This window comes from Mesorhizobium sp. M1143, assembly GCF_040318435.1.
In the GTDB taxonomy this organism is placed as follows: Bacteria; Pseudomonadota; Alphaproteobacteria; order Rhizobiales; family Rhizobiaceae; genus Mesorhizobium.
In genome coordinates, this window is the sequence record NZ_JAMYMJ010000029.1 from 1 (window position 1) to 23650 (window position 23650).

The 23650-nt window shown below is 62.4% G+C and carries 20 protein-coding genes and 1 pseudogene; 13 read left to right on the forward strand and 8 right to left on the reverse strand.

Translation table 11 applies throughout. The annotated features are described in order from the left end of the window. From NKH35_RS19405 to NKH35_RS19415, 3 genes are all read left to right on the forward strand, one after another. Positions 1-811, forward strand: an 811-nt coding sequence (locus tag NKH35_RS19405; RefSeq protein ID WP_352915867.1) for a DMT family transporter, incomplete at its 5' end; no start/stop codon positions are given. An 11-nt stretch (positions 812-822) separates the two neighbouring features. Next, a complete protein-coding gene (locus NKH35_RS19410; protein ID WP_352915869.1) occupies positions 823-1614 on the forward strand; it encodes an ATP12 family chaperone protein in 792 nt (263 codons plus the stop codon). Between the two features lie 181 nt (positions 1615-1795). Continuing rightward, positions 1796-3682, forward strand: coding sequence for an MFS transporter (locus tag NKH35_RS19415; RefSeq protein ID WP_023682590.1), 1887 nt, complete (start codon positions 1796-1798; stop codon positions 3680-3682). A 93-nt stretch (positions 3683-3775) separates the two neighbouring features. On the opposite strand, the gene NKH35_RS19420 is transcribed toward NKH35_RS19415, so the two are convergent. Next, positions 3776-3973: a DUF2735 domain-containing protein gene (locus NKH35_RS19420; RefSeq protein WP_023688422.1), complete on the reverse strand. Its 198-nt coding sequence runs from the start codon at positions 3971-3973 to the stop codon at positions 3776-3778. 316 nt (positions 3974-4289) lie between these two features. Here NKH35_RS19420 and NKH35_RS19425 point away from each other — a divergent pair, with 316 nt between their 5' ends. Beyond that, positions 4290-5330: a glutamine synthetase beta-grasp domain-containing protein gene (locus NKH35_RS19425; RefSeq protein WP_352915872.1), complete on the forward strand. Its 1041-nt coding sequence runs from the start codon at positions 4290-4292 to the stop codon at positions 5328-5330. A gap of 137 nt (positions 5331-5467) precedes the next feature. Here NKH35_RS19425 and glnA read toward each other — a convergent pair whose 3' ends face one another. Continuing rightward, positions 5468-6877: a type I glutamate--ammonia ligase gene (gene glnA, locus NKH35_RS19430; protein ID WP_023672775.1), complete on the reverse strand. Its 1410-nt coding sequence runs from the start codon at positions 6875-6877 to the stop codon at positions 5468-5470. A 58-nt stretch (positions 6878-6935) separates the two neighbouring features. Then, a complete protein-coding gene (locus NKH35_RS19435; RefSeq protein WP_006205430.1) occupies positions 6936-7274 on the reverse strand; it encodes a P-II family nitrogen regulator in 339 nt (112 codons plus the stop codon). 384 nt (positions 7275-7658) lie between these two features. Between NKH35_RS19435 and NKH35_RS19440 the strand changes: the two genes are divergently transcribed. Continuing rightward, positions 7659-9212, forward strand: a complete 1554-nt coding sequence (locus NKH35_RS19440) for an NAD(P)H-hydrate dehydratase (protein ID WP_352651843.1) — start codon at positions 7659-7661, stop codon at positions 9210-9212. Continuing rightward, positions 9209-11209 (forward strand): hypothetical protein, encoded by a 2001-nt coding sequence (locus NKH35_RS19445; RefSeq protein ID WP_023710551.1) that lies wholly within the window; start codon positions 9209-9211, stop codon positions 11207-11209. Before NKH35_RS19440 ends, NKH35_RS19445 begins: the two co-directional genes overlap by 4 nt. Positions 11210-11234: 25 nt before the next feature. On the opposite strand, the gene NKH35_RS19450 is transcribed toward NKH35_RS19445, so the two are convergent. After that, positions 11235-12212 (reverse strand): M48 family metallopeptidase, encoded by a 978-nt coding sequence (locus tag NKH35_RS19450; RefSeq protein WP_352915875.1) that lies wholly within the window; start codon positions 12210-12212, stop codon positions 11235-11237. A 99-nt stretch (positions 12213-12311) separates the two neighbouring features. After that, positions 12312-13844 carry an acyl-CoA carboxylase subunit beta gene (locus NKH35_RS19455; protein ID WP_023743038.1) on the reverse strand — a complete coding sequence of 511 codons (1533 nt, stop codon included), beginning with the start codon at positions 13842-13844 and terminating at the stop codon, positions 12312-12314. A 406-nt stretch (positions 13845-14250) separates the two neighbouring features. Between NKH35_RS19455 and NKH35_RS19460 the strand changes: the two genes are divergently transcribed. Next, entirely contained in the window at positions 14251-15687 is a 1437-nt protein-coding gene (locus NKH35_RS19460; protein WP_031246530.1) for a DEAD/DEAH box helicase, read from the forward strand. A 93-nt stretch (positions 15688-15780) separates the two neighbouring features. Here the strand turns inward: NKH35_RS19460 and NKH35_RS19465 are convergent, their stop codons facing one another. Both NKH35_RS19465 and NKH35_RS19470 read right to left on the reverse strand, forming a co-directional pair. Then, on the reverse strand, positions 15781-16761 hold the full coding sequence (locus NKH35_RS19465) for an alpha/beta hydrolase (protein WP_023748684.1): 981 nt from the start codon (positions 16759-16761) through the stop codon (positions 15781-15783). 70 nt (positions 16762-16831) lie between these two features. Then, positions 16832-17653 (reverse strand): SDR family oxidoreductase, encoded by an 822-nt coding sequence (locus NKH35_RS19470; RefSeq protein ID WP_023734048.1) that lies wholly within the window; start codon positions 17651-17653, stop codon positions 16832-16834. A gap of 214 nt (positions 17654-17867) precedes the next feature. Here NKH35_RS19470 and NKH35_RS19475 point away from each other — a divergent pair, with 214 nt between their 5' ends. The 6 genes and pseudogenes from NKH35_RS19475 (at position 17868) to NKH35_RS19500 (ending at position 21887) form a co-directional block, all read left to right on the forward strand. Next, entirely contained in the window at positions 17868-18902 is a 1035-nt protein-coding gene (locus NKH35_RS19475) for a cysteine synthase A (RefSeq protein WP_352546036.1), read from the forward strand. Further along, positions 18902-19645, forward strand: coding sequence for an alanyl-tRNA editing protein (locus tag NKH35_RS19480; RefSeq protein WP_352915878.1), 744 nt, complete (start codon positions 18902-18904; stop codon positions 19643-19645). The genes NKH35_RS19475 and NKH35_RS19480 overlap by 1 nt, the downstream gene beginning before the upstream one ends. Before the next feature lie 95 nt (positions 19646-19740). Continuing rightward, the gene (gene sseA, locus NKH35_RS19485) at positions 19741-20592 is read left to right on the forward strand and encodes a 3-mercaptopyruvate sulfurtransferase (protein WP_352915880.1); all 852 of its coding nucleotides are present in this window, start codon (positions 19741-19743) and stop codon (positions 20590-20592) included. A gap of 5 nt (positions 20593-20597) precedes the next feature. Further along, complete coding sequence (locus NKH35_RS19490; protein WP_023682574.1) at positions 20598-21161, forward strand: GNAT family N-acetyltransferase; 564 nt, start codon at positions 20598-20600, stop codon at positions 21159-21161. A 19-nt stretch (positions 21162-21180) separates the two neighbouring features. Continuing rightward, positions 21181-21285, forward strand: a pseudogene (locus NKH35_RS19495) (OmpA family protein); the annotation flags it as partial. A 134-nt stretch (positions 21286-21419) separates the two neighbouring features. Further along, positions 21420-21887, forward strand: coding sequence for a DUF1203 domain-containing protein (locus NKH35_RS19500; RefSeq protein WP_352915882.1), 468 nt, complete (start codon positions 21420-21422; stop codon positions 21885-21887). Between the two features lie 383 nt (positions 21888-22270). Here NKH35_RS19500 and NKH35_RS19505 read toward each other — a convergent pair whose 3' ends face one another. Continuing rightward, positions 22271-23548 (reverse strand): outer membrane protein, encoded by a 1278-nt coding sequence (locus NKH35_RS19505; protein WP_352915884.1) that lies wholly within the window; start codon positions 23546-23548, stop codon positions 22271-22273. Positions 23549-23650 lie beyond the last annotated feature (102 nt).

A 23650-nucleotide genomic window follows, 5' to 3' on the forward strand; every position in this document is an offset into this window, starting at 1 on the left:
GATCTCCTATGCCGGCTTCGATCCGGTTTTCGTCTCGATCGCACGTTCGATCATCGGCGGGCTCTGTGTGCTCGGCTGGTGCTGGCTGCGCGGCATCAGGCTGTTTAAGGCCGACGGGTCGCTTGTCGCCGGCATCATCGTCGGCGTGCTGTTCGGCGTCGAGTTCCTGTGCCTCTATATCGGGCTGGAATACACGACCGTTGCCCGCAACACACTGCTGGTCAACACCATGCCGTTCTGGGTCCTGATCGGCGGCCATTTCCTGCTCGGTGAGCGTATCAACGCGCGCAAGCTTGGCGGGCTCGTGCTTGCCTTCTGTGGCCTTGTGGCGGTGTTTTCCGACGGGATTGCCGGCGGCACCGACGTGACCTTGATGGGCGATCTGCTCAGCCTCGGCTCGGGCATCCTGTGGGCGGCGACCAGCATCGTCATCAAGCGTTCGAAACTGGTCGAGACCAGTGCCGAGAAATTGCTGCTTTATCAGCTGGCCGGTGCGGCCATTGTCGGTGTCCTGGTTCTGCCTTTCGCCGGCCCGCCGATCCGCGCGGTCAGTGCCTTGCCGACATTGGCGCTGCTGTTCCAGTCGCTCTATATAGTTGCCTTCACCTATGTGCTGTGGTTCTGGCTGCTCAGGCGCTATCCGGCATCGGGCCTGTCGAGCTTCGCCTTCCTGTCGCCGGTGTTCGGCGTCCTCTGCGGCGCTATCATTCTTGGCGAGGCGCCAACGACCAGGATCTTTGTGGCGCTTGGGCTGATCGCAGTCGGCCTGATCATCGTCAACCGGCCGGCGCGCAAGCAGGTACCTGGATAGAAAGTTCGACCATGCGTGACATCCTCAACGACCTCGAAGCGGGAAAGCATCTGTCCGATCCGGATCCGGTCCGCCGCGCCCAGATCCAGATGAAGACGCACCTGCCGAAGCGCTTCTACAAGGACGTGTCGGTCGTAGCTGTGGAGGACGGTTTTGTCGTCCACCTCGATGGCAAGCCGGTGCGCACGCCGGGCAAGGCGCTGCTGGCGCTGCCGACCGAAAAGGCCGCCGCCCTGGTCGCCAATGAGTTCGCTGCACAGGGCGAGACCATCGACCCGGTCACGATGCCGGTGCTGCGTCTGGTCAACACCGCCATCGACGGCGTCGCCAGCGACCCGCAGGCGGTGCTGGAGGACGTCTTGCGCTTCGCCTCGTCCGATCTGACCTGCTACCGCGCCGACGCGCCGCAGGGGCTGGTCGAGCGGCAGAACCAGCATTGGGATCCGGTGATCGACTGGGCGAGGGCGACATTAGGGGCTCGGTTCAACCTCGCCGAGGGCATCATCCATGTCGAGCAGCCGCGCGAAAGCCTCGCCGTCCTCGGCGCCCATCTTGCCCAGCGTGCCGAGCCGCTGCGGCTGTCTGCAATCCATGTCATGACTTCGCTGACCGGGTCGGCGCTGCTGGCGCTGGCGGTCGATTACGGCGCGCTCGACGGCGACGCGGCCTGGGCCGCCGGCCATGTCGACGAGGACTGGCAGGTCGAGCACTGGGGCCAGGACGCCGAGGCTGTCGCACGCCGCTCGGCCCGCAAACGCGACATGATGGCGGCCGTCGGCCTGCTCGACGCGCTGAAGACCTGATCCTCGGCCTTTTGCCGCACTGCACCTAATACCAAAGTCATAAATCCAAGGTCTGTCTGCCTCCGGCGGTCGCTTTCTGTCATTTTTTACGCCGATGGCTGGTTCGAGTCGCGTTCAGAGGGAACGCCGACGATGACGCCCAGCCTCGAGGACAGACGGGATTTCACGGGAGGACAGTTCAATGGCATTGGCATCGACCGCCGGCGGAGCCAGCCGCGGCATGACACGAGAGGAGAAGAAGGTCATCTTCGCCTCCTCGCTGGGCGCGGTTTTCGAATGGTATGATTTCTATCTCTACGGAGCGTTGGCCGGCGCGATCGGCTTGACCTTCTTCAACTCGTTTCCCGAAAGCACCCGCTACATCTTCACGCTGCTGGTCTTCGCCGCCGGCTTCATCGTGCGCCCGTTCGGCGCGCTGGTGTTCGGCCGCATCGGCGATCTCGTCGGCCGCAAATACACATTCCTTGTCACCATCATGATCATGGGTCTGTCGACTTTCCTTGTCGGCCTGCTTCCGGGCTCAGAGACACTGGGCATTCTGGCGCCGATCCTGTTGATCGCGCTGCGCATGCTGCAGGGCCTGGCGCTTGGCGGTGAGTACGGCGGCGCCGCGACCTATGTCGCGGAACATGCGCCGGATGACCGTCGCGGCTTCTACACGTCATGGATCCAGACGACGGCGACGCTCGGCCTGTTCCTGTCGCTGATTGTCATCCTGCTGGTGCAGAATTCTGTAAGCAAGGACGCCTTCAACGCCTGGGGATGGCGCATTCCTTTCCTGGTCTCGGCCATCCTGCTCGGCATTTCGGTCTGGATCCGGCTGTCGCTTTCGGAATCGCCGACCTTCCTGCGCATGAAGGAAGAGGGCAAGAGTTCCAAGGCGCCGCTGTCGGAAGCCTTCGGCCAGTGGAAAAACGCCAAGATCGCCATCCTGGCGCTGTTCGGCCTCACCGCCGGTCAGGCCGTGGTCTGGTACAATGGTCAGTTCTACGCACTGTTCTTCCTGGCCAATGTGCTCAAGGTCGATGCGCAGTCGGTGAACATCATGATTGCCATTGCGCTGGCACTCGGTACGGGCTTCTTCGTCTTCTTCGGCTGGCTGTCCGACAAGATCGGCCGCAAGCCGATCATCATGGCCGGCCTTGCGCTGGCGGTCGTCACCACCTTCCCGCTGTTCAAGGCGTTGACCTGGGCCGCCAATCCGGCGCTCGCCACCGCACAGCAGAACACGCGCGCCACGGTGACGGCGGCTCCGGGAGACTGCAACTTCCAGTTCAATCCGACCGGCACGCGCGTACCGGTCAGTTCGTGCGATATCGCGACCGATTTCCTTGCCAAGAACTCGGTGCCTTACGACATCGTCTCGACGGCGGCGGCGGGGACCCCGGCGAGTGTCATGATCGGCAGCGAAACCGTGGCGTCTTATGATGCCAAGGCCGCGGGCGACAAGAAGGCTGCCAGCGACGCTGCCTTCAAGAAGGGTATCAATCTCGCGCTTCAGGGGGGCGGTTATCCGCTGAAGCGTGCTGCCGCCAAGGTTGCCGACCAGAAGCTCGACGCCTTTGTCGCGGCCAATCCTGAACTGAAGCTCGACGCGGCAGCCATCCGCGCCGGCGAAAAGACCGCGGTCCCGACCGAACAGGCGATCAAGGACAAGGTGCTGACCAAGGACGAAGCCGCGGGCGCCACCGAGGTGACCGTCTACAGCGTTCCGGCAGCGGGCGCGTTCGCGATGTTTGCCGACCCCGCACAGGTCAACTGGGCCAAGGTCATTGGCATCCTGTTCATCCTGGTCCTCTACGTGACCATGGTCTACGGGCCGATCGCGGCAATCCTGGTCGAGATGTTCCCGACCCGCATCCGCTACAGCGGCATGTCACTGCCCTATCACATCGGCAATGGCTGGTTCGGCGGCCTGCTGCCCGCGATCGTGTTCGCGTTCAGCGCCTACAAGGGCGATATCTATTACGGCCTTTGGTATCCGGTGGTGATCGCGGCGGTGACGCTGATCATCGGCATGATCTTCGTCAGGGATACGCTCGGCACCGACCTGCATACCAAGCAGTAGCCGACGGCTCTGTATCAAACACAAACCCGGCGCGAGCGATCGCGCCGGGTTTTTGATTTGTGGGCCTGTTCGATCTATCAGCGCGGAAGACGCCTAGCTCTTGCGAGGCTGTTCGGCCTCCGCAATGGCGGCCTCATGATACCAGGCCTCGCCATGGGCAAGCGGGTGATCGCGCAGCGAAGCAAGCTCTGCCGCAAACTTGGCCTTTACGCCTAAATTTGAGGCAGTTACACGCGATGCCGCCGGGAATATCAGGATTTTGGCCGACGGACGGGCTGAGGTGATTTCCATGGTCGGTCTCCTTTCTTCTGGAGAGGCTCTTCGATTCATCTTTCCATCAAGGTAGGTCCTGCAATCCTTTTAGGCAAGATGCCTAAAGAAAGATCTGCATTTGCCTGTTATTTAAGCAAATTCTGCCTTTGATTGATCCGGGCGCATTGCTTAGGCGGCTTGCCATCACCGGCGGGATGAAAGGGCATTTTTGCCGCACCCTGACCAACTGAAGTGGCACACGATTTGCATTTTATCGACCGGCAGCTGGGCTGCTGGATGGCTCGGCGCGCCGGCGTCATCCAGGTTCGGTGATCAAGCAACGAGAGGCTCTAGAATGACGAAATACAAGCTCGAGTATATCTGGCTCGATGGTTACACCCCGGTCCCCAATCTTCGCGGCAAGACCCAGGTCAAGGAGTTCGCCGAGTTCCCGACGCTCGAGCAGCTGCCGCTGTGGGGCTTCGACGGTTCTTCCACGCAGCAGGCCGAAGGCCACAGCTCCGACTGCGTGCTGAAGCCGGTCGCCGTGTTCCCGGATCCGGCCCGCACCAATGGCGTGCTGGTGATGTGCGAAGTGATGATGCCAGATGGCGTAACGCCGCATGTGTCCAACAAGCGCGCCACCATCCTCGACGACGAGGGCGCCTGGTTCGGCTTCGAGCAGGAGTATTTCTTCTACAAGGACGGCCGTCCGCTCGGCTTCCCCGAGAGCGGCTATCCGGCGCCGCAGGGCCCGTACTACACCGGCGTCGGCTATTCGAATGTCGGCCCGATCGCGCGCCAGATCGTCGAGGAGCATCTCGACCTTTGCCTCGCAGCAGGCATCAACCATGAAGGCATCAACGCCGAAGTGGCCAAGGGCCAGTGGGAATTCCAGATTTTCGGCAAGGGCTCCAAGAAGGCCGCCGACCAGATGTGGATGGCCCGTTATCTCTTGCAGCGCCTGACCGAAAAATACGAGATCGACATCGAGTATCACTGCAAGCCGCTTGGCGACACCGACTGGAACGGCTCGGGCATGCACGCCAACTTCTCGACCGCCTATATGCGCGAAGTCGGCGGCAAGGCCTATTTCGAAGCGCTGATGGCTCAATTCGACAAGAACCTGATGGACCACATCGCCGTCTACGGCCCGGACAATGACAAGCGCCTGACCGGCAAGCATGAGACCGCGCCGTGGAACCGCTTCAGCTACGGCATCGCCGACCGCGGCGCCTCGATCCGCGTGCCGCATTCCTTCGTCAACAATGACTACAAGGGTTACCTGGAAGACCGCCGTCCGAACTCGCAAGGCGACCCCTACCAGATCGCATCGCAGATCCTGAAGACGATCGCGGAGGTTTCGACCAGCGTGCAGGTTTCGGCGGCGGCGTAAGCATCTATAGCGGCGCAGGCTTCGTAAGCCTGCGCCGTAGCCTGCTGCTACCACGTCTACGGTCTGCTATTGGTCAAACAAAAACCCCGGCGTCTGAACTGACGCCGGGGTTTTTCCTTGTCGCTGAGGCTTATCGTTCAGACCGAATAGTACATGTCGTATTCGACCGGATGCGGGGTCATTTCGAAGCGCATCACTTCGGCCATCTTGAGCTCGATGTAGCTGTCGATCTGGTCGTCGTCGAAGACGCCGCCGGCCTTCAGGAAGCCGCGGTCCTTGTCCAAGCTTTGCAGCGCTTCGCGCAGCGAACCACAGACGGTCGGAATCTTCTTCAGTTCCTTCGGCGGCAGATCGTAAAGATCCTTGTCCATCGGCTGTCCCGGGTGGATCTTGTTCTTGATGCCGTCGAGGCCGGCCATCAGCATGGCGGCGAAAGCGAGGTAGGGGTTCGCGCCCGGATCGGGGAAGCGGACCTCGACGCGCTTGGCTTTCGGCGACGAGCCGAACGGAATGCGGCACGAGGCCGAACGGTTGCGCGCGGAGTAGGCGAGCAGCACCGGGGCTTCATAGCCAGGTACAAGGCGCTTGTAGGAGTTGGTCAGCGGGTTGGTGAACGCGTTGATGGCCTTGGCGTGCTTGATGATGCCGCCGATGTAGAACAGGCACGACTCCGAAAGGCCGGCATATTCATTGCCGGCGAAGGTCGGCTTGCCGTTCTTCCAGATCGACTGGTGGACGTGCATGCCCGAGCCGTTGTCGCCGAAGATCGGCTTCGGCATGAAGGTGGCCGTCTTGCCATAGGCATTGGCGACCTGGTGCACGACATATTTGTAGATCAGCATCTTGTCGGCGTTGCGGACCAGCGTGTCGAACTTGATGCCGAGCTCGTGCTGGGCAGCGGCAACCTCGTGATGGTGCTTTTCGACGCGCACGCCCATTTCGGCGAGCACGGTCAGCATTTCGGAGCGCATGTCCTGCGCGCTGTCGATCGGCGGCACAGGGAAGTAGCCGCCCTTGACGCGCGGGCGGTGGCCGAGATTGCCGGTCTCGTAATCGGTGTCGTCGTTGGACGGCAGTTCGGTCGAGTCCAGCTTGAAGCCGGTGTTGTAGGGATCGGCCTTGTACTTGACGTCGTCGAAGACGAAGAACTCGGCTTCGGGGCCGACATAGATGGTGTCGCCGATGCCTTCGGCCTTCATGTAGGCCTCGGCCTTCTTTGCAGTGCCGCGCGGATCGCGGTTGTAGGATTCGCCGGAGACCGGATCGAGAATGTCGCACAGGATGACCATGGTCGACTGGGCGAAGAACGGATCCATGTGGACGGTGTCCGCATCGGGCATCAGCACCATGTCGGACTCGTTGATCGCCTTCCAGCCGGCGATCGAGGAGCCGTCGAACATGACGCCGTCGGCGAACATGTCTTCCTCGACCTCGATGACATCCATCGTCACGTGCTGCAGCTTGCCCTTCGGATCGGTGAAGCGCAGGTCGACGAATTTCACGTCGTTGTCCTTGATCTGCTTCATGATGTCTTTGGCTGTCGTCATGTCGTTTCTTCCCTGTGTGATGACGTTTCGAGGAGACGTTAATCTGAAATCAGAAAGCTCAGACGGCGTCCATCCCCGTTTCGCCGGTACGGATGCGAACGACCTCCTCGATGTTGGAGACGAAGATCTTGCCGTCGCCGATGCGGCCGGTCTGCGCCGCCTTGCGGATGGCTTCGATGGCGCCTTCGACGGCGTCGTCGCCCAGCACGACTTCGATCTTCACCTTGGGCAGGAAGTCGACGACATATTCGGCGCCGCGATAGAGTTCGGTATGGCCTTTCTGGCGGCCAAAGCCCTTAGCCTCGGTCACGGTAATGCCTTGCAGACCGGCCTCCTGAAGCGCTTCCTTCACTTCGTCTAGCTTGAACGGCTTGATGATCGCTTCGATCTTTTTCATGTAGAAAGTGGCCTCCACTGCCAAAAAAACGGGTTGTGCGCCCCGCTTGCGCCTCCATCAAGCACGAACTGTGCCAATTTCAGCCCACGCGAAGCGGTTTCGCGCAATTCCAATGCCGCGCCGCGCCGGGATGCACATTCGCGTCATCCTCTGCTTCGGCTGCGGCAAAGCTGCCCGAAGCCTACACATTGCCGCTTCGGGCGTCTGCACGATAATTAGGCAGATTGCGCATTTTGCAGGCCTGCGCGGATCCGTGGCACCAGTCTGCGAAAGGATTGGCCGCACGCCAACGCAGCACCTGGCCGTTTGCTTCGAATCCGAAACTGGACAATGCTCGATAGGGACAAAGGGGTCGGCCTTGAACGAAATGCGGATCGGCAATCCATGAGCAATGAAGTCCTGTCGCCGGCCGAGATGGGCGAGACCGACCGGCTGGCGATCGCGGCCGGTCCGCTCGACGGCTATGGCCTGATGCAGCGCGCCGGCGAAGCGGTCGCTGCTGTGGTCCTGGCACGCTATCCCGCAGCAAGCCGCGTGCACGTGCTGTGCGGCCCCGGCAATAATGGTGGCGACGGCTATGTTGTAGCGCGGTTGCTGGCCGAGGCTGGTGTGAATGTGGCGCTCTGGGCCGAAGGCAAGCAGAAGCCCGGGAGTGATGCGGCGCGAGCTTCCGAGGCCTGCAATCTGCCGGTCGAGCACATCGGACACTGCTACCCGGAACCGGGTGAAGTCGTCGTGGACGCGCTCTATGGTGCGGGATTGTCGAAGAAGATATCCCTGCATGCCTCTGCCGTCTCAGGATTGGCCGCGGCGGAGCGCGTGCCTGTGGTGTCAATCGATCTGCCTTCTGGTGTGTCGGGCGAGACCGGCTTGAGCAACGCTTATTTCAAGGCCGACGTGACGGTGACGTTCGTGCGGAAAAAGCCCGGCCATCTGCTGATGCCGGGGCGCAGCCTCTGCGGCGAGATCATCATCGCCGATATCGGCATTCCGGATGCGATCGTCGATGAGTTCAAGATCAAGACGTTCGAGAACACGCCTGACTTCTGGCTATACAGTTTTCCGAAAACGGCGGTCGATACACATAAGTATAAGCGCGGCCACGTCAGCGTCTTTTCCGGCGGGCCGAGCGCGACAGGTGCGGCGCGGCTGTCGGCGATGGCTGCAGCCAGAGCCGGGGCAGGGGCGGTGACCGTGCTCTCGCCTGAAAATGCCATGCAGGTAAACGCCGCGCATCTGACATCGATCATGCTGCGCGAGGCCGGTTCGATGGAGGAAGTGCAGGAATTTTTGTCGGCGAGGCACCCCGAAGTACTTGTGTTCGGACCAGGGCTCGGGCCGAAACCCAAAGTGGGGGATTTCGCGTTGCAATTGATCGCGACGGTCGCTGACCTAAACCGCACGTCGACGAGTTCATTCGGAATTCAGCGCCCTGCCATTGTCTTGGATGCTGACGCCATCACGTCATTGGCGCATCAGCCTCAGGCCCTGTTCGACGCCGCGCTGCTCCCGTTGGGGCCGGTATTGGTGCTGACGCCGCATGAAGGCGAATTCGCCAGACTTTTTCCCGACATCGCGAAGGACAAGAAGCAGTCGAAACTCGCCAAGGCGCGCGCAGCCGCTGAACGAGCCAACGCCATCATGGTCTACAAGGGCGCCGACACCGTCATCGCGGCGCCGGACGGCCGCGCGGTGATCAACGCCAATGGTGCACCATGGCTCGCCACCGCCGGTTCCGGCGACGTGCTGGCGGGCATTGTCGCCGCGCTGCTGGCGCAGGGCATGCAGGCATTCGAGGCCGCCTGCGCAGCGGTCTGGATCCATGCCGAGGCCGGCAGCCGCTTCGGTCCGGGGCTGATCGCGGAGGATCTGCCGCTGGCCCTGGTGCCGGTGCTGCGTGAACTGGTCGATGCACGGCAGAAGGTGGCGATCAGATGAAGCATTTCGCGCTCGCCATTGCAGCCATCATCGCGCTGTTCGCCTCGCATGGCGTGCGCGCTGAGCAGCCGGTGACCATCGTCGACGATCCGGCGGTGCTCGCCGCCCTCGATGCCAAGGGTTTTGGCTTCGCCCGCATTTTCGCCGTCGACGGCCCGGACGATCTGAAGACGCTCTACAGTGAGGCGCCGGCCTATCGTGCTGTTGTCGACATGGTGGCGGCCGATATTGCCACGCTGCGGGCCGAGATAAAGGCCGGCGGGCGCACGCTCTACGAGGTGACCGACGGCAATGTCGGCCGCGTCATGGATATGCGCTGGCTGAAGACCGAGGCCGCGCGCTTCCGCCTGGTCGGCGTCGTCAACCGGCTGGACCGGCGTGACTTCACCGCGCTGCAAGGTGACAAGAGCTGTGGCGAGGTGCGCTTTGTCTATCGCCTGGCCTACAGTTTCCGCAAGAACGGCAAGGTTCTGGCATCGCGGCTGCCATTCAATTTCAACGCCGTCTACAGCGTGGCGCCGGATGCCGATGGCGGCTGCGTCGGCGTTGCCGGGCGCTGGACACCGCAGATCGACGAAAACGTCGATGCCGGCTGGCTGGCCGGCGGGCCGCTGGCACCGGAGGAACTGACTTTCAAACAGCTCGAACTCAACGCGCAAGTGGTGCGCTTTCCCTCGGGACAGGAGACCGAATTCGGCGGGCAGGCGGCCTATCTCATGCGGATCTTCGGTATCGATGGCGCTGCCATCAGCGAGAAGCCGCTGGAGAATACGCCTGACGTTGCGCGGCTCTCGGATGATGCCGCACTGAAGAAAAGGCTCGCCGACTACGTCATCGCCAATGTCGCGGCGGTCGATCTCGGCGTCTACGAAATCCCCGACGAATTCCTGGCGAAGAAAATCATTTCGTGGTCGACCTTCGGCAGCGCGAGACAGGCCAACCATCCGTTCACGCCGCTGTTCCAGCCAGCGGATTTCGCCGGCCTGGACGATGCGGCGCTGAAGCTGGTGCGGACACCGGAGGCGCTGGTCGAGCGGCTGGACAATGGCGCCTGCCAGGGCTGCCACCAGGCAGGCTCGACGGCCGGCTTTCACTTCATCGGCCTCGACGACAAAACGACGTCGCCTCTCAACCGGATCGAGGTCGGCATCTCGCCGCATCTCCATGCCGAGATTGCGCGACGTGAGGCCTGGCTGCGCGCGACGGAAGAAGGCAAGGAGCCGAACCGCTACCGGCCGCTGTCCTTCGCGCCGCCGGCGACATGGACCGATGCCGGCGATGTCGACTACGCCCCGGCCGAGATCGCGATGCCGTGCCTGATGCCGGATGATGCAAAACGCTTCGGCGCGACCTGGCAATGCGGTGGCGGCACCGTCTGCACGCCGCTCGCGACGGCTTCAGGCGTGCATACCGCGTTGGCGCAATGTCTGTTGCCCACGGACAGTCCAAAGATGTTTTCGGGCCATCCCTGCCTGACCGGGTCGATCGCCAGCAACCCGTCTCAGCCGTTCAACGACCGCTACAAGATCACCGGCCAGTTCGCTGCTTTTGCGCCGACCTTTTCGCGGACCGCCTACACCTGCCGGCCACCGAAAATCGGCGTACCGGCAGGCATCGCTTATCGCGCCTGCGACGACAAGGACCGCAGCTTCGCCGCATTCAAGACGGGCAAGCCGATGCCATCGGAAATTTGCGGCATAGTCGGCGGCAAGAAATTCGACACCTGCGTCGCCACCAACAATTTCGACCAGTGCCTCGGCGGCGCGGTCAACCGCGGCAACCGTCCCGCATGTTCGGCCGATCATTTCTGCCGCGAGGATTATATGTGCCAGTCGCTGCCGCCGGACACGCCGGGCGCCGCCAAGGTGAAAGGCATCGGCTACTGCTCGCCGACCTATTTCATCTTCCAGATGCGCATCGACAACCACGCAACGCCTTGGGCGAGCGCGACCAGCGCCCCCAGGGATGCGGGGTTCGGGGCGGCGGAAGAGGAGTGAGCCTGCGAGTTGGGCGACCACCAGTTCAGCGCTGGAGATAGTCTTCCATCCGCGCAGTCCATTTGGTGTCGAATTCCGAAATGTGGCGCTGTGCTACGCTCGAGTTCAGCAGCGTCGAGAGCGCGGTCACGGCGATCGGGTCCAGGTCGGGCGGCTCCGTGTAGCCAAGCGCCGCCAGCCGTTGAGCCCATGATGGATGGGTGGACTTTGCGTCATCCGGGCTTGCCCACGCCTTGCGGGCGCAAACATTGAGGCAAATGGGTTCTCGCAGCTGGCCGGCAGCTTCCAGCATGCGCTCGAGCGGCGGTCGCGGCGGACGCAAAGCACCTCGCAATTCATGCTGCAAAGGGTCATAGACCGTCTCCGCGAAATGCACGTCTGCCGTGGCAAGAAGCAACAGCGCGCGTGCGGCGTGCTCGGCGTCGCCGGAGGATGCCGCGTGTCGATCTGCCTTGATCTCCGCTTCGCGCGAAAGCCGGATTTCTTCCCGCTCGAACGATTGCGACAGCCAGCCGATAGCGGCGTGGAGCAGGCTGCCTGTGATCGTGGTTCCGGGCGGGGCATACTCGAAGACAAATCCGAAACCGTTTTCGAACTCAGCGAGATTGAGGCTGCCATTGGTATCCTTGTTGCGCACATGCGCGTCCTCATGGGCAAGGATCGCGGCAAGCGCTCTTTCATCGGTCACTGCGAGGAGAGGGATGCCAATGGTTAGAAACAGCCGATTGCCGAGAAGGCCGAGAAGCGTGCGCTCCTCGCGCACGCTGGCGTTCAGGTTGCCCTCTAGTATGACAACCGTGCGCGCAGCACGGCGCGGTCCGGCGACGCTCCGCCACAGCGCCCACAGGCCGGGCGCTTCTGCTTCACTGACGCCTTTGATCTTGCTGCGTCGGAAGCCCGCAAACAATGTGCCGAACAGAAATGCCAAGGCCGTGGTGGCGATCGGCATGACGACGAAGCCGCTGGCGATAAACCAGATTGGATGGTTGTCGAGCAGGGACATCCAGACGCAGAAGATGATGAGAGCGGGAACAACGAAAAACAGGACCGTGAACCTGCCAAACCGCCGACCGGCGCTGATGATCAGTCGCGACATTGGATGTTACAACGGGATGTTGTCGTGCTTCTTCCAGGGATTCTGCATGTCCTTGTTGCGCAGCATGCGCAGCGCCCGCGCGATGCGGCGGCGGGTCGAATGCGGCATGATCACCTCGTCGACATAGCCGCGTTCGGCGGCGACGAAGGGCGACAGGAAGCGGTCTTCGTAAGACTTTGTGTGGGCTGCGATCTTTTCGGCGTCGCCGATATCCTTACGGTAGATGATCTCGACCGCGCCTCTCGCCCCCATCACCGCGATCTGCGCCGTCGGCCAGGCATAGTTCATGTCGCCACGCAGGTGCTTTGAGGCCATCACGTCATAGGCGCCGCCATAGGCTTTGCGGGTGATGACCGTGATTTTCGGCACGGTCGCCTCGGCGTAGGCAAACAGGAGTTTCGCGCCATGCTTGATCAGGCCGCCATATTCCTGCGCGGTGCCGGGCAGGAAGCCCGGCACGTCGACGAAGGTGACGATGGGAATGGAAAAACAGTCGCAGAAGCGCACGAAGCGCGCCGCCTTGCGGCTTGCGTCGGAATCGAGCACGCCGGCCAGCACCATCGGCTGGTTGGCGACGAAGCCGACGGTACGGCCCTCGACGCGGCCAAACCCGGTGACGATGTTCTTGGCGAAGTTCTGCTGGATCTCGAAGAAGTCGCCTTCGTCGGCAACTTTGAGGATCAACTCCTTGATATCATAGGGCTTGTTGGCGTTGTCCGGGATCAGCCGGTCGAGCGACAGATCATGGTCGGTGACCGACTGATAGCATTCGACCTCCGGAAGCTCCGACGTGTTGGACGCCGGCAGCAGATCGACCAGCCGGCGCATCTGCAACAGCGCCTCGACGTCATTGTCGTAGGCGCCATCGGCGATCGAGGATTTGGTCGTGTGGACGGACGCGCCGCCAAGGCTCTCGGCCGTCACCGTCTCGTTGGTTACGGTCTTCACCACATCCGGCCCGGTGACGAACATATAAGAGGTGTCGCGCACCATGAAGATGAAGTCGGTCATCGCAGGCGAATAGACGTCGCCGCCGGCGCACGGCCCCATGATCACGGAAATCTGCGGTATGACGCCGGAGGCCAGCACGTTGCGCTGAAAGATCTCGGCATAGCCGCCAAGCGCCGCCACGCCTTCCTGGATGCGGGCGCCTCCGGCATCGTAGAGACCGATGATCGGCGCGCGGTTGCGCAACGCCATCTCTTGCACCTTGATGACCTTTTCGGCATGCGCCTCCGACAGCGAGCCGCCGAAGACGGTAAAGTCCTTGGCGAAGAGATAGACCGGACGGCCATTGACCGTGCCCCAGCCGGTGACGACGCCATCGCCTGCGATCTTGGTCTTCTCCATGCCGAAATCGGTCGAGCGATGCTCGACATACATGTCGAACTCCTCGAACGAGCCTTCGTCGAGAAAGACCTCGATACGTTCGCGCGCCGTCAGCTTGCCCTTCTTGTGCTGGGCGTCGATGCGGGTCTGGCCGCCGCCCATGCGGGCGATCTCGCGGCGGCGCTCGAGTTCCTTCAGCACATCCTTCATCGCTCGGTCTCCAGAAATGGAAGCTGCATTTGTGGTAATGATGCCTGCAGGCGTGTGCAAGCGCCGCTTTCGGCCTCGATTATTGCGCTGCAACATGTGGCCCCTTGTATTCCGGAGCGAACTCAGCCATATGCAGCCCATAGGCGCTTGGGCCGGAGATTCCGGCCTTCTCGACAAATGAGACTGGTTGCGTCTGTTTTCCCTCTTTCCGGTATATCGGCCCCTCTTTCCGATACATCACGAAGTGGCGAAAGAGTCCCGTGGCATGACGCCTGCGGGCACGACAGCGCAGCCGAGTGGACGTTTCCGTCCGCCCGCCTTGTCGTTTCATATCAAATTTTCGACGGCAGGTTGCGCCCTGCCGCCATCGATATTTGCGGCCAAGACCGCGTGAAAGAAGACTATTTTGACCAACGAAAACACCTCAGCCGGTAACGCTATCTCGACCGGCAACACTGCGGAGCTCACCGGTTTCGCAGCCCTTGGAATTACGGGCGCGCTGCTCAAGGCGACGCATGGCGCCGGCTTCACCGAGCCGAAGCCGATCCAGACGCAGGCGATCCCGCCGCAGATGGAAGGCCGTGATATCTTCGGCATCGCCCAGACCGGCTCCGGCAAGACCGCTGCCTTCGCGCTGCCGATCCTGTCGAAGATCATCGCGCTCGGCACCAAGCGCCGAGCCAAGACCACTCGTGCGCTGATCCTGGCGCCGACGCGCGAACTCGCCGTCCAGATCGAGGACACCATCAAGATCCTCGCCAAGGGCGCGCATGTCTCGACCGCTCTCGTGCTTGGCGGCGTCTCGCGCTTCAGCCAGGTGAAGAAGGTCGCTCCCGGCGTCGACATCCTGATCGCCACGCCCGGCCGCCTGACCGACCTGGTGCGCGAGGGCGACTTGATTCTCTCCGACACCAAATGGCTGGTGCTGGACGAGGGCGACCGCATGCTCGATATGGGCTTCATCAACGACGTCAAGCGGATCGCCAAGGCGACCGCGCCCGACCGTCAGACGGTGCTGTTCTCGGCCACCATGCCCAACGAAATCGCCGAGCTGGCGAAGGGCCTGTTGAAGAACCCGATCCGCGTCGAAGTCGCGCCGCAGAGCACCGCTGCTGCCGAAATCGTGCAGGGCGTTGTCTTTGCCCGCACAAAGCAGAAGCGCCAGGTGCTGTCGACGATGCTCGCCGACGAAGCGATGAAGTCCGTCATCATCTTTTCGCGCACCAAACATGGCGCCGACCGGGTGACCAAGGACCTCGAACGCGACGGCTTCAAGGCCGCCGTCATCCACGGCAACAAGTCGCAGAACGCCCGCCAGAAGGCGCTCAACGATTTCCGCGAGGGCTCGGTGCGCATTCTCGTGGCTACCGACATCGCGGCGCGCGGCATCGACGTCCCCGGCATCAGCCATGTGGTGAATTTCGATCTGCCGGATGAGGCCGAAAGCTATGTCCACCGCATCGGCCGTACCGGCCGTAACGGCATGGACGGCATCGCCATCACGCTTTGCGATCCTTCCGAAAACAGCAAGCTGCGTCAGGTCGAGCGCATCATCCGCAGCAAGCTGCCGATCGTTGCCGACCATCTCGGCAGCCCCGATCCGGTGCGCAATCCGGCCGAAAAGAACGAGCGCTTCGAGCCCGCCAATGATCGCAACGACCGCAATGGCCGTCGCGACGGCAGGCGGCCCGGTGGCCAGAACAACGGCTTCGCCAAGAAGCGTTTTGGTGACAAGCCGGCTTTTGCGGGTGCAAGCGAGCGCAAGCCGGAAGGCGCCAAGGCCTTCAAGGGCAACAACAAGCGCCGCTTCGGCGGCAAGCGGCCCGCGGCGCGGGCTGCGTGATCAGACGAACCGGTCAGGCTCGTCGAGCCTGGCTTGATTGCTGACGATTGTATATGAGGACGGCCGGGGCAATGCTTCGGCCGTCCTTTTCGTTTAGGGCTGCGCGGTAATTGCCTTCACCCACACGACGATCCGCTGCGCCAGGAAAGCCGTGGTCGAGGGCGACAGCGCGTCGCCGGCAATGACGTGGTCGTCGGGATCGCCATTGTCGTCGACGGGCACCAGTTCATGCGGTGCGCCCCAGCGGCCGGCGATTTCGCGGGTGCGATCCTGGCGCACCACCTTGTCGGAATCCGAGAAGATGAACAGCGCCGGTATGGTTGCCTTCTCCACAGGCGCTGCGTAGGCAAGGTTGGTCAGCGCCGCCATCGGTAGCACGGCTGCCATTGGATATGTGTGCGTCCAGAGTTTCTCGTGCAGCGCGTTGCGGGTCGGAAAGCTGCGCTCCTTGCCGCCGACGAACTCGGCGATCTGCCTGCCCCAGGGCATGGTCAGCAGCTCGGCGCCTGAAGCCCTGATGCCGAAATTCGGCGAGATGAATGCGATTGCAGCGACGCCGTCCGATGCGCCAGGCTCGGTCGCCGCCCATGCCGCCAGCGAGCCACCGGTCGAGGTGCCGACGACGATGACTTTGTCACCGATGGCCCGGCCGATGGCGAGCGCCTCCTCATAGTCGTTGATCCAGGCATTGACGCTGCCTTGCGCCATAGCAGCGCCGTCCTGACCATGACCGGTGAGGCGGGTGTAGAAAAGGTTGGCGTCGAGTTGGTCGGCGACCTCGTCGGCCAGCGGGCGAACCTCGCCCTTCGATGCCGAAAAGCCATGGATATAGACGATCGCCAATGGCGTCCTGGCGTGAACCATCGGATCGGCCCAGATGATTTCTTTCTCGAGGGCGTCGCGGACGTTGGGCACGGTAGCCTCTTCACGCGCGATATACGCTTGCGGATCGTCGCCGATCACCTTGGGGTCGAAGCTGATTGTTGTGTCGACGGGAACGCGCGGACCAAGCAGGAGGGCCAGGACAAGGATGATGACGACGCCCAGCACCGCAAGCACGATCCGTCGCCCCATCTCAGACACCACAACAATTCTAAAGCCTATGGCGGCCGGTGCAGTCAGGCAACAGCCGGGCTGTGGACAGCTATTCGTTCGGCGGCTTGCGGTCGAAATTCAGCGGCCGCCCTGTCCAGCGGGTCGCCGTGCTGATGAACCACCGGCAGACTGGCCTTGGCAGCAGTGCCAGCAGCTTCAGCCCCCAGCTCAGCCGGTGAGGGAAGGTAACCTCGAAGCCGCCATGCTCGATGCCGCGCAGCATGCGGCGCGAGGCGCGGTTGACCGGCATCAGTCCCGGCATTGGCAGCATGTTTTTTTCGGTCAGCGGGGTGTCGATGAAGCCCGGATTCATCACCTGGATCCGGACATTCATCTTGTCGAAATCGTATTTCAGCGACTCGGCCAAGATGTTGATCGCCGCCTTCGAGCCGCCATAGGCCGCCGTGGTCGGCCAGCCGAAATAGGCTGTGACCGATCCGACAAGCACGATATGGCCGCGCGCACGGACGCGCATGCGCTCCATGAGCGGGACGAGGCCATTGATGATACCGAAATAGTTGACCTCGAAGGTCTGGCGAAAGTCGCGGACCCTGAGGTCTTCGCCGGGCGTGGCGATGTAGTTGCCGGCGTTGAAGACGGCGAGCACGATCGGCCCAAGCTCCTTTTCAATCGCCGCCACCGTGCGTGCCATGCGCGGCTCGTCGGTGACGTCGCAAGGGTAGGCGACGACACGTCCCGGCATCTGCGCCGTCTCGACGATGAGCGCGTCGAGTGGGTCGCCGTCGAGTGCGGTGACCGCGACGACAAAGCCCTTTGCCGCGAGGTCCTTTGCCAGCGCACGGCCGATGCCGCTGCTGCCGCCGGTTATCCAGGCGACGCCGTGCTTCGGGTTGGCCCGGTAAAGTGTCATTCTGCGCCCTGCCGATCTGTCATTAGTGCTCTAGCGGTGAAAAAATCGAATGAAAAGAGCGCTTTTCCGTACTGGTTGAAATGATCGTCATCACGCGTTGTCCGGCCGCGGGAGATTGCAGTGCCCGAAATGCGACTGGACCAGGCGAATTCTTACCTTGAAACGCACGCTTCGGGTTTCTAGGGTCTCGCCGCAGCTACATAAGGAATCCCGGATGCCCCGTTCTGTGATCGAAGCGATCGGCAACACGCCCCTGATCCGCCTCAACAAGGCCTCGGAGCAGACCGGCTGCGAGATCCTGGGCAAGGCCGAGTTCATGAACCCCGGCCAGTCGGTCAAGGATCGCGCAGGCCTGTTCATCATCCGCGACGCCGAACAGCGCGGGCTGTTGAAGCCGGGCGGGGTCATCGTCGAAGGCACGGCAGGCAATACCGGCATTGGCCTGACGCTGGTTGCCAAGGCGCTGGGCTATCGCACGGTGATCGTCATTCCCGACACCCAGAGCCAGGAAAAGAAGGACACGATCAAGCTGCTTGGCGCCGAGCTGATCGAAGTGCCGGCGGTGCCTTACAAGAACCCCAACAACTACGTGAAACTGTCGGGGCGGCTGGCCGAGCAGATGGCGAGGTCGGAGCCGAACGGCGCGATCTGGGCCAACCAGTTCGACAACGTTGCCAATCGCGACGGCCATATCCGCACCACGGCGGAAGAAATCTGGACGCAGACCGGCGGCAAGGTCGACGGTTTCGTCTCGGCGGTGGGTTCGGGCGGAACGCTGGCCGGCGTCGCCTTCGGGCTGAAGGCCAGGAGCAGCAACGTCAAGATCGCGCTCGCCGATCCGCTGGGTGCGGCGCTCTATTCCTTCTACACCAGTGGCGAATTGAAGTCCGACGGCAGCTCGATCACCGAAGGGATAGGGCAGGGGCGCATCACGGCAAATCTCGATGGGTTCACGCCGGACTTCTCGTTCCAGGTGCCGGACGAGGAAGCGCTGCCGATCGTCTTCGAGCTGATCCAGGAAGAAGGCCTGTGCGTCGGCGGTTCGACCGGCATCAACATTGCCGGCGCGATACGGCTGGCGCGCGAGCTTGGGCCCGGCCACACCATCGTGACCATCCTTGCCGACTATGGCACGCGCTACCAGTCGAAGCTGTTCAACCCGGAATTCCTGCGCGAGAAGAACCTGCCGGTGCCGGGCTGGATGGATGAGCGCAGCACAATTTCGGTGCCGTATGAGAAGGTCGCCTGATGGAGCACAGAACAGAAGCGCTGTTTCGCGACGACGCCTATCTCAGAGCGGCTGACGCCACTGTTGTCGCCATCAACGAGCGCGGCGGCATCATTCTCGACCGGACCATCTTCTATGCCACATCGGGCGGCCAGCCTGGCGATACCGGCACATTAGAGCGCGCCGACGGCAGCCGCATCGCCATTGCCGCCACCATCACCGGCGAGACCAAGGACGAGATCATCCATGTACCGGCGCCGGAGCAGCCGGCACCCGAGGTCGGCGAGCGGGTGAAACTCGCCATCGACTGGGAGCGGCGGCATCTCCTGATGCGCATGCACGCAGGTTGCCATTTGCTCACCGTAGTCTGTCCGTTTCCGATTACCGGTGCTGCGGTTTCCGAAGATGACAGCCGCGTCGACTTCGACGCTCCCGATGCCGGCTTCACCAGGGAAGACGTCACCGCCGGGCTGATGGAGCTGGTGCGAGCCGATCATCCGATCTTCATCAGGCTGATCACCGACGAGGAACTGGCAGCCAATCCTGGCCTGGTGAAATCCAAGAATGTCCGGCCGCCCGCCGGCACCGGCAAGATCCGCCTGGTCTGCATCGGCGACAACGCTTCGATCGACAGCCAGCCCTGCGGCGGCACCCATGTCAAAAGCACCGGCGAAGTCGGTGAAATCCATATCGGCAAGATCGAGAAGAAGGGCCGCGAAAACCGGCGTTTTCGCATTCGCTTCGGACCGCCGCCGGTAGCTTGAACGAACCATGATCCCGAAAAGTGGAAGCCGGTTTTCGGGGACGATCATGGTCAACAGGAAGCAATGCCTCGCCAAGGCGGAGCAGGAGAACAACGATGGCCGATGACAGCCCTTTCACCGTCGATGCGGACTGGTTGCAGAGCCGTCTTGGCGAGCCCGGCCTGACGATCGTCGATGCATCCTGGTATCTGCCGGCGCAGAACCGCGATGCGCGCGCCGAGTATGAGGCTGCGCATATTCCGGGTGCGCGATTCTTCGATCATGATGCGGCCTCCGATCCTGATGCCAAGCTGCCGCACACGCTGCCCTCGCCACAGCATTTCGCGCAATATGTAGGCGCCATGGGAATTTCGGCCGATGACACCATTGTCGTCTATGACGGTCCGGGTTTCTTCTCGGCGCCGCGCGCCTGGTGGATGTTCCGCGTCATGGGCGTGTTCCAGGTCTATGTGCTCGACGGCGGCTTCGACCGCTGGAAGGCGGCGGGCCGGCCGGTGACAGCGGAGCCGACCAAGATCGCGCCGAATGTATTTCATGCCGATTTCGATGCCGCTCGCGTCGCCAGCCTTGCCGACATGCGCCGCATCGTCGAGACTGGCGAGAGCCAGATTGCGGACGCCCGAGGCGCGGGCCGCTTCACCGGCGCCGAGCCAGAGCCCCGCGCGGGTGTTCGCTCCGGCCACATGCCCGGCGCGCACAATTTGCCTTATTCGGCGCTGTCACAGGATGGCGCGCTGTTGTCGAAGGACCAGTTGCGCAAGGCCGTTGAGGATGCCGGTATCGATCTGTCGAAACCGGTCGTCACCTCTTGCGGTTCCGGCATCACGGCGGCTGTCGTCACTCTGGCGCTGGAGACGCTCGGCCACACCGACAACCGGCTCTACGACGGCTCATGGACGGAATGGGGCGGGCTGGCAGACACGCCCGTGGTGACGGGCAAGGAATGATGGCGATGGAAAATGGCGCGCTGGACGACATCGAGGTTACGGTCACGTTTCTGGAAATGCATGTGCCGCCGGCCTATTCGCCGCCGTTGCCCTACAACAGGCAGATCGCGCTGCTCAGGACCAAGGACATTCCGCTGCATTTCTACCGCTATCTCATGGATCGGGTCGGACGCAAATGGCACTGGGTCAATGTGCTGAGGCTGGACGATGACGAGCTTGCCGCCGGCATCCACCGCGAGGACCGCGACATCAGGGTGCTTTATCTCGACGGCGCGCCGGCCGGGTTCTTCGACCTCAAGCCGCATTTGCCAGAGGAAGTCGAACTCGCTTATTTCGGCATGATGGAACATGCGACCGGGCAAGGCATCGGCCGTTGGTTCCTCGGTGCGGCGATTGCCGCAGCATGGTCGTATGGGCCGAAACGGGTAACGGTGCAGACCTGCACGCTCGACCATCCGGCTGCCTTGCCGCTCTACCAGAAGCTCGGTTTTGCGCCGGTGGCGCAAAAGAAGGAGACCGTGCACCCGCTGTCGTTCGCCGAGCGCTCGGCCAGCGTCATGCGGCCGTGACTTTCTCCGACTGAAGGCCGAACCGACCGTTCATGGCGAGGAATTCCTGCTCGTGCGGACCCAGGACGAGAACTGGCGCAGGCGCCGGGTGACGCTGCGCCGCTTCGACGATTTCATCCGCTGAGCCGGCGCGGGACCTGCCCAATGCCGAAGCAGTCCGGCCTGAGACTGGCCGGGCTGCTGACAGTTGACAGGAATCGAGTGGGAAGTACCTCGGCGGGGGCATAATTTCCGGTCAACCACACCGGAGATTTAGCCATGACCGTCCAGTTCAAAGCCTTGCCGACAGAAGATGTGAGAGCGCTGCAGCGCGGCGGGGCGGACGCCTATGGCCAAACGCCGGAGCGGAAGGTTTCCGATGGCGACGGCGTGCCGTGCCGGCATTGCCTGAGAAACGTCACCGAAGGCGATTACTATCTGATCCTGGCCTACCGGCCGTTTCCGGCGTTGCAGCCTTACGCCGAGACAGGACCGATCTTCCTGCATGCGCAGGAATGCGAACGCGCAGCCGAGACGGAAGCGCTTCCAGAGATGCTTGACAGCAGCGACTATATCGTGCGCGGCTATGGTGCGGATGACCGCATCGTCTATGGCAGCGGCGGCGTCATTCCGGCTGGCGGCATTGCGGCGCGGGCAGAGACGCTGTTTGAGCGCGCTGACATCGCCTATGTCCACGTCCGCTCGGCGCGCAACAATTGTTATCAGTGCCGCATCGAGCGTTTCTGACAAAAAGATGCCCGCCGGTGGTCTGGCGGGCAGTTGGGAACCGTGTGACGGCACGAGCCGTCAAGTTGGCAGCCCTGTCTGCGCATGCTTTTCGAATGGCGGATGTGAAACGCTTCACACAGCGCCGCGACTATCGCCGGCACACGGTGGCGCCGACTGGCGGCGAACTGTCGTACTGCCGTCGCATTCATACGTTAAAAGGTGAGTGTCGATGGATTGCCGACCGCGGATGAACCGGCGGGGATCTCGATATCGAGGAAGCGGGGCTTTGGCTCCGCTTTTTTGTTGTCCGCCGGCCTGTTCAATGCCGATGTCAGGTTTTGCGCAAAGAAAAAGCCCGCCGGAATTGACCGACGGGCTTCGACCGTTGCCGGAGCGGCTTTTTAGTTGAATTTATACTTCGCGCCGAGGCGAACGGTCTGGAAGGAAGGCTCGTCGGTGAGGAAGCCGCCCGACCCGAAATCCTCTTTCTCATACTGCGAATAGCGGTATTCGAGACCAAGCGTCATGTTGCTGGAAACGGCCGTTTCCAGGCCGCCACCGACCGAGAAGCCGCTCGAGCCCCAGTCGGTGATGTCGCCGCCAGGCGAAGCATGCAGGTCGAAATGCTGCCAGCTGTAGCCACCGAGGACATAGGCCAGCGTCGATTCGTTGACCTTGGCGCCGATGCGGGCCAGGGCATCGAAGCCATAGTCGGCATCGCCTTTGATCGACCCACCCGGAATGTCCAGCTTCGAGCGTATGCCGGAATAGCGGGCGTCGACCAGAACGCCGGCGACCCAGCCGCCGAAATCATGGTCGTAACCGATGCTCGCCTCGCCGAACACGCCTTCGCCGCCGATGCCATCCAATTCGAGGGCGCTGGCAAGCGTCAGGTCATGCACCACGGTGCCGGCACCAAGCGCGCCGCCGACATAGAAGCCGGTCCAGTTGTAGGTCGGAGCAGCAAACGAGGCACCGCCGCCATTCTGGGCGCCGAAGCGGTAGTTGGCCGCGATGTGGAAGGTGTGGCTGGACGGCTCGACATCCAGAGAGGTTCCCGGGCCGCCGATAATGCCGAGGTCAGCTACCGAGTCGTCGCCATAGTTGGCGTAGCGGTACTCGGTCTTAATCGTCCAGTTGCCGCGCAGCACGGTTTCCATGCCAACGCCGACGACATAGCCGCCACGGTTCTCCGTGAAATCGAGACCGTCGGCAAAGCCCGAACCCTCGAGCTTGAAATGGTTCCAGGTGTAGCCGCCGAGCACATAGCCGAGCGTATCGGGGTTCAAGAGATAGCCGGCGCGCAAGCCGACGTCGAAGCCATAAGCGTTCGTCAGGTCGATATCAGCGCCCGGAAGGCTGATCGACGGACCGATATTCCCGATGTTGGCGTCGATAAAGCCGCCGAGCAGGAAGCGTTCAGAGACCATGTAGTCGTAGCCGGCGGTGATTTCGCCAAACACGCCGTTGCCGCCGATGCCATTGAAGTCGAGAAACGGGTCGACGCTGATGCGGTGCACGGTGGCGCCGAAGCCGCCGCCGATGCCGACATAGGCGCCGCTCCAGTTGAAGCCGGCAGGTTCTTCCACCGGCTGCACAACATCGGCGGCATGCGCTACCGATATCAAAGCCATTGCCGAAACGGCGCCGAGAAGAACGGATTTAGCAGAAATGAACATTTTAGCCCCTTAGCATAGAACAAACCCGTCCGTGTTCTAACAGGATGCTCGCTAATATTGGAATGACAAAAATGCCACATCGATAGGCAAAAGCACCGCCAA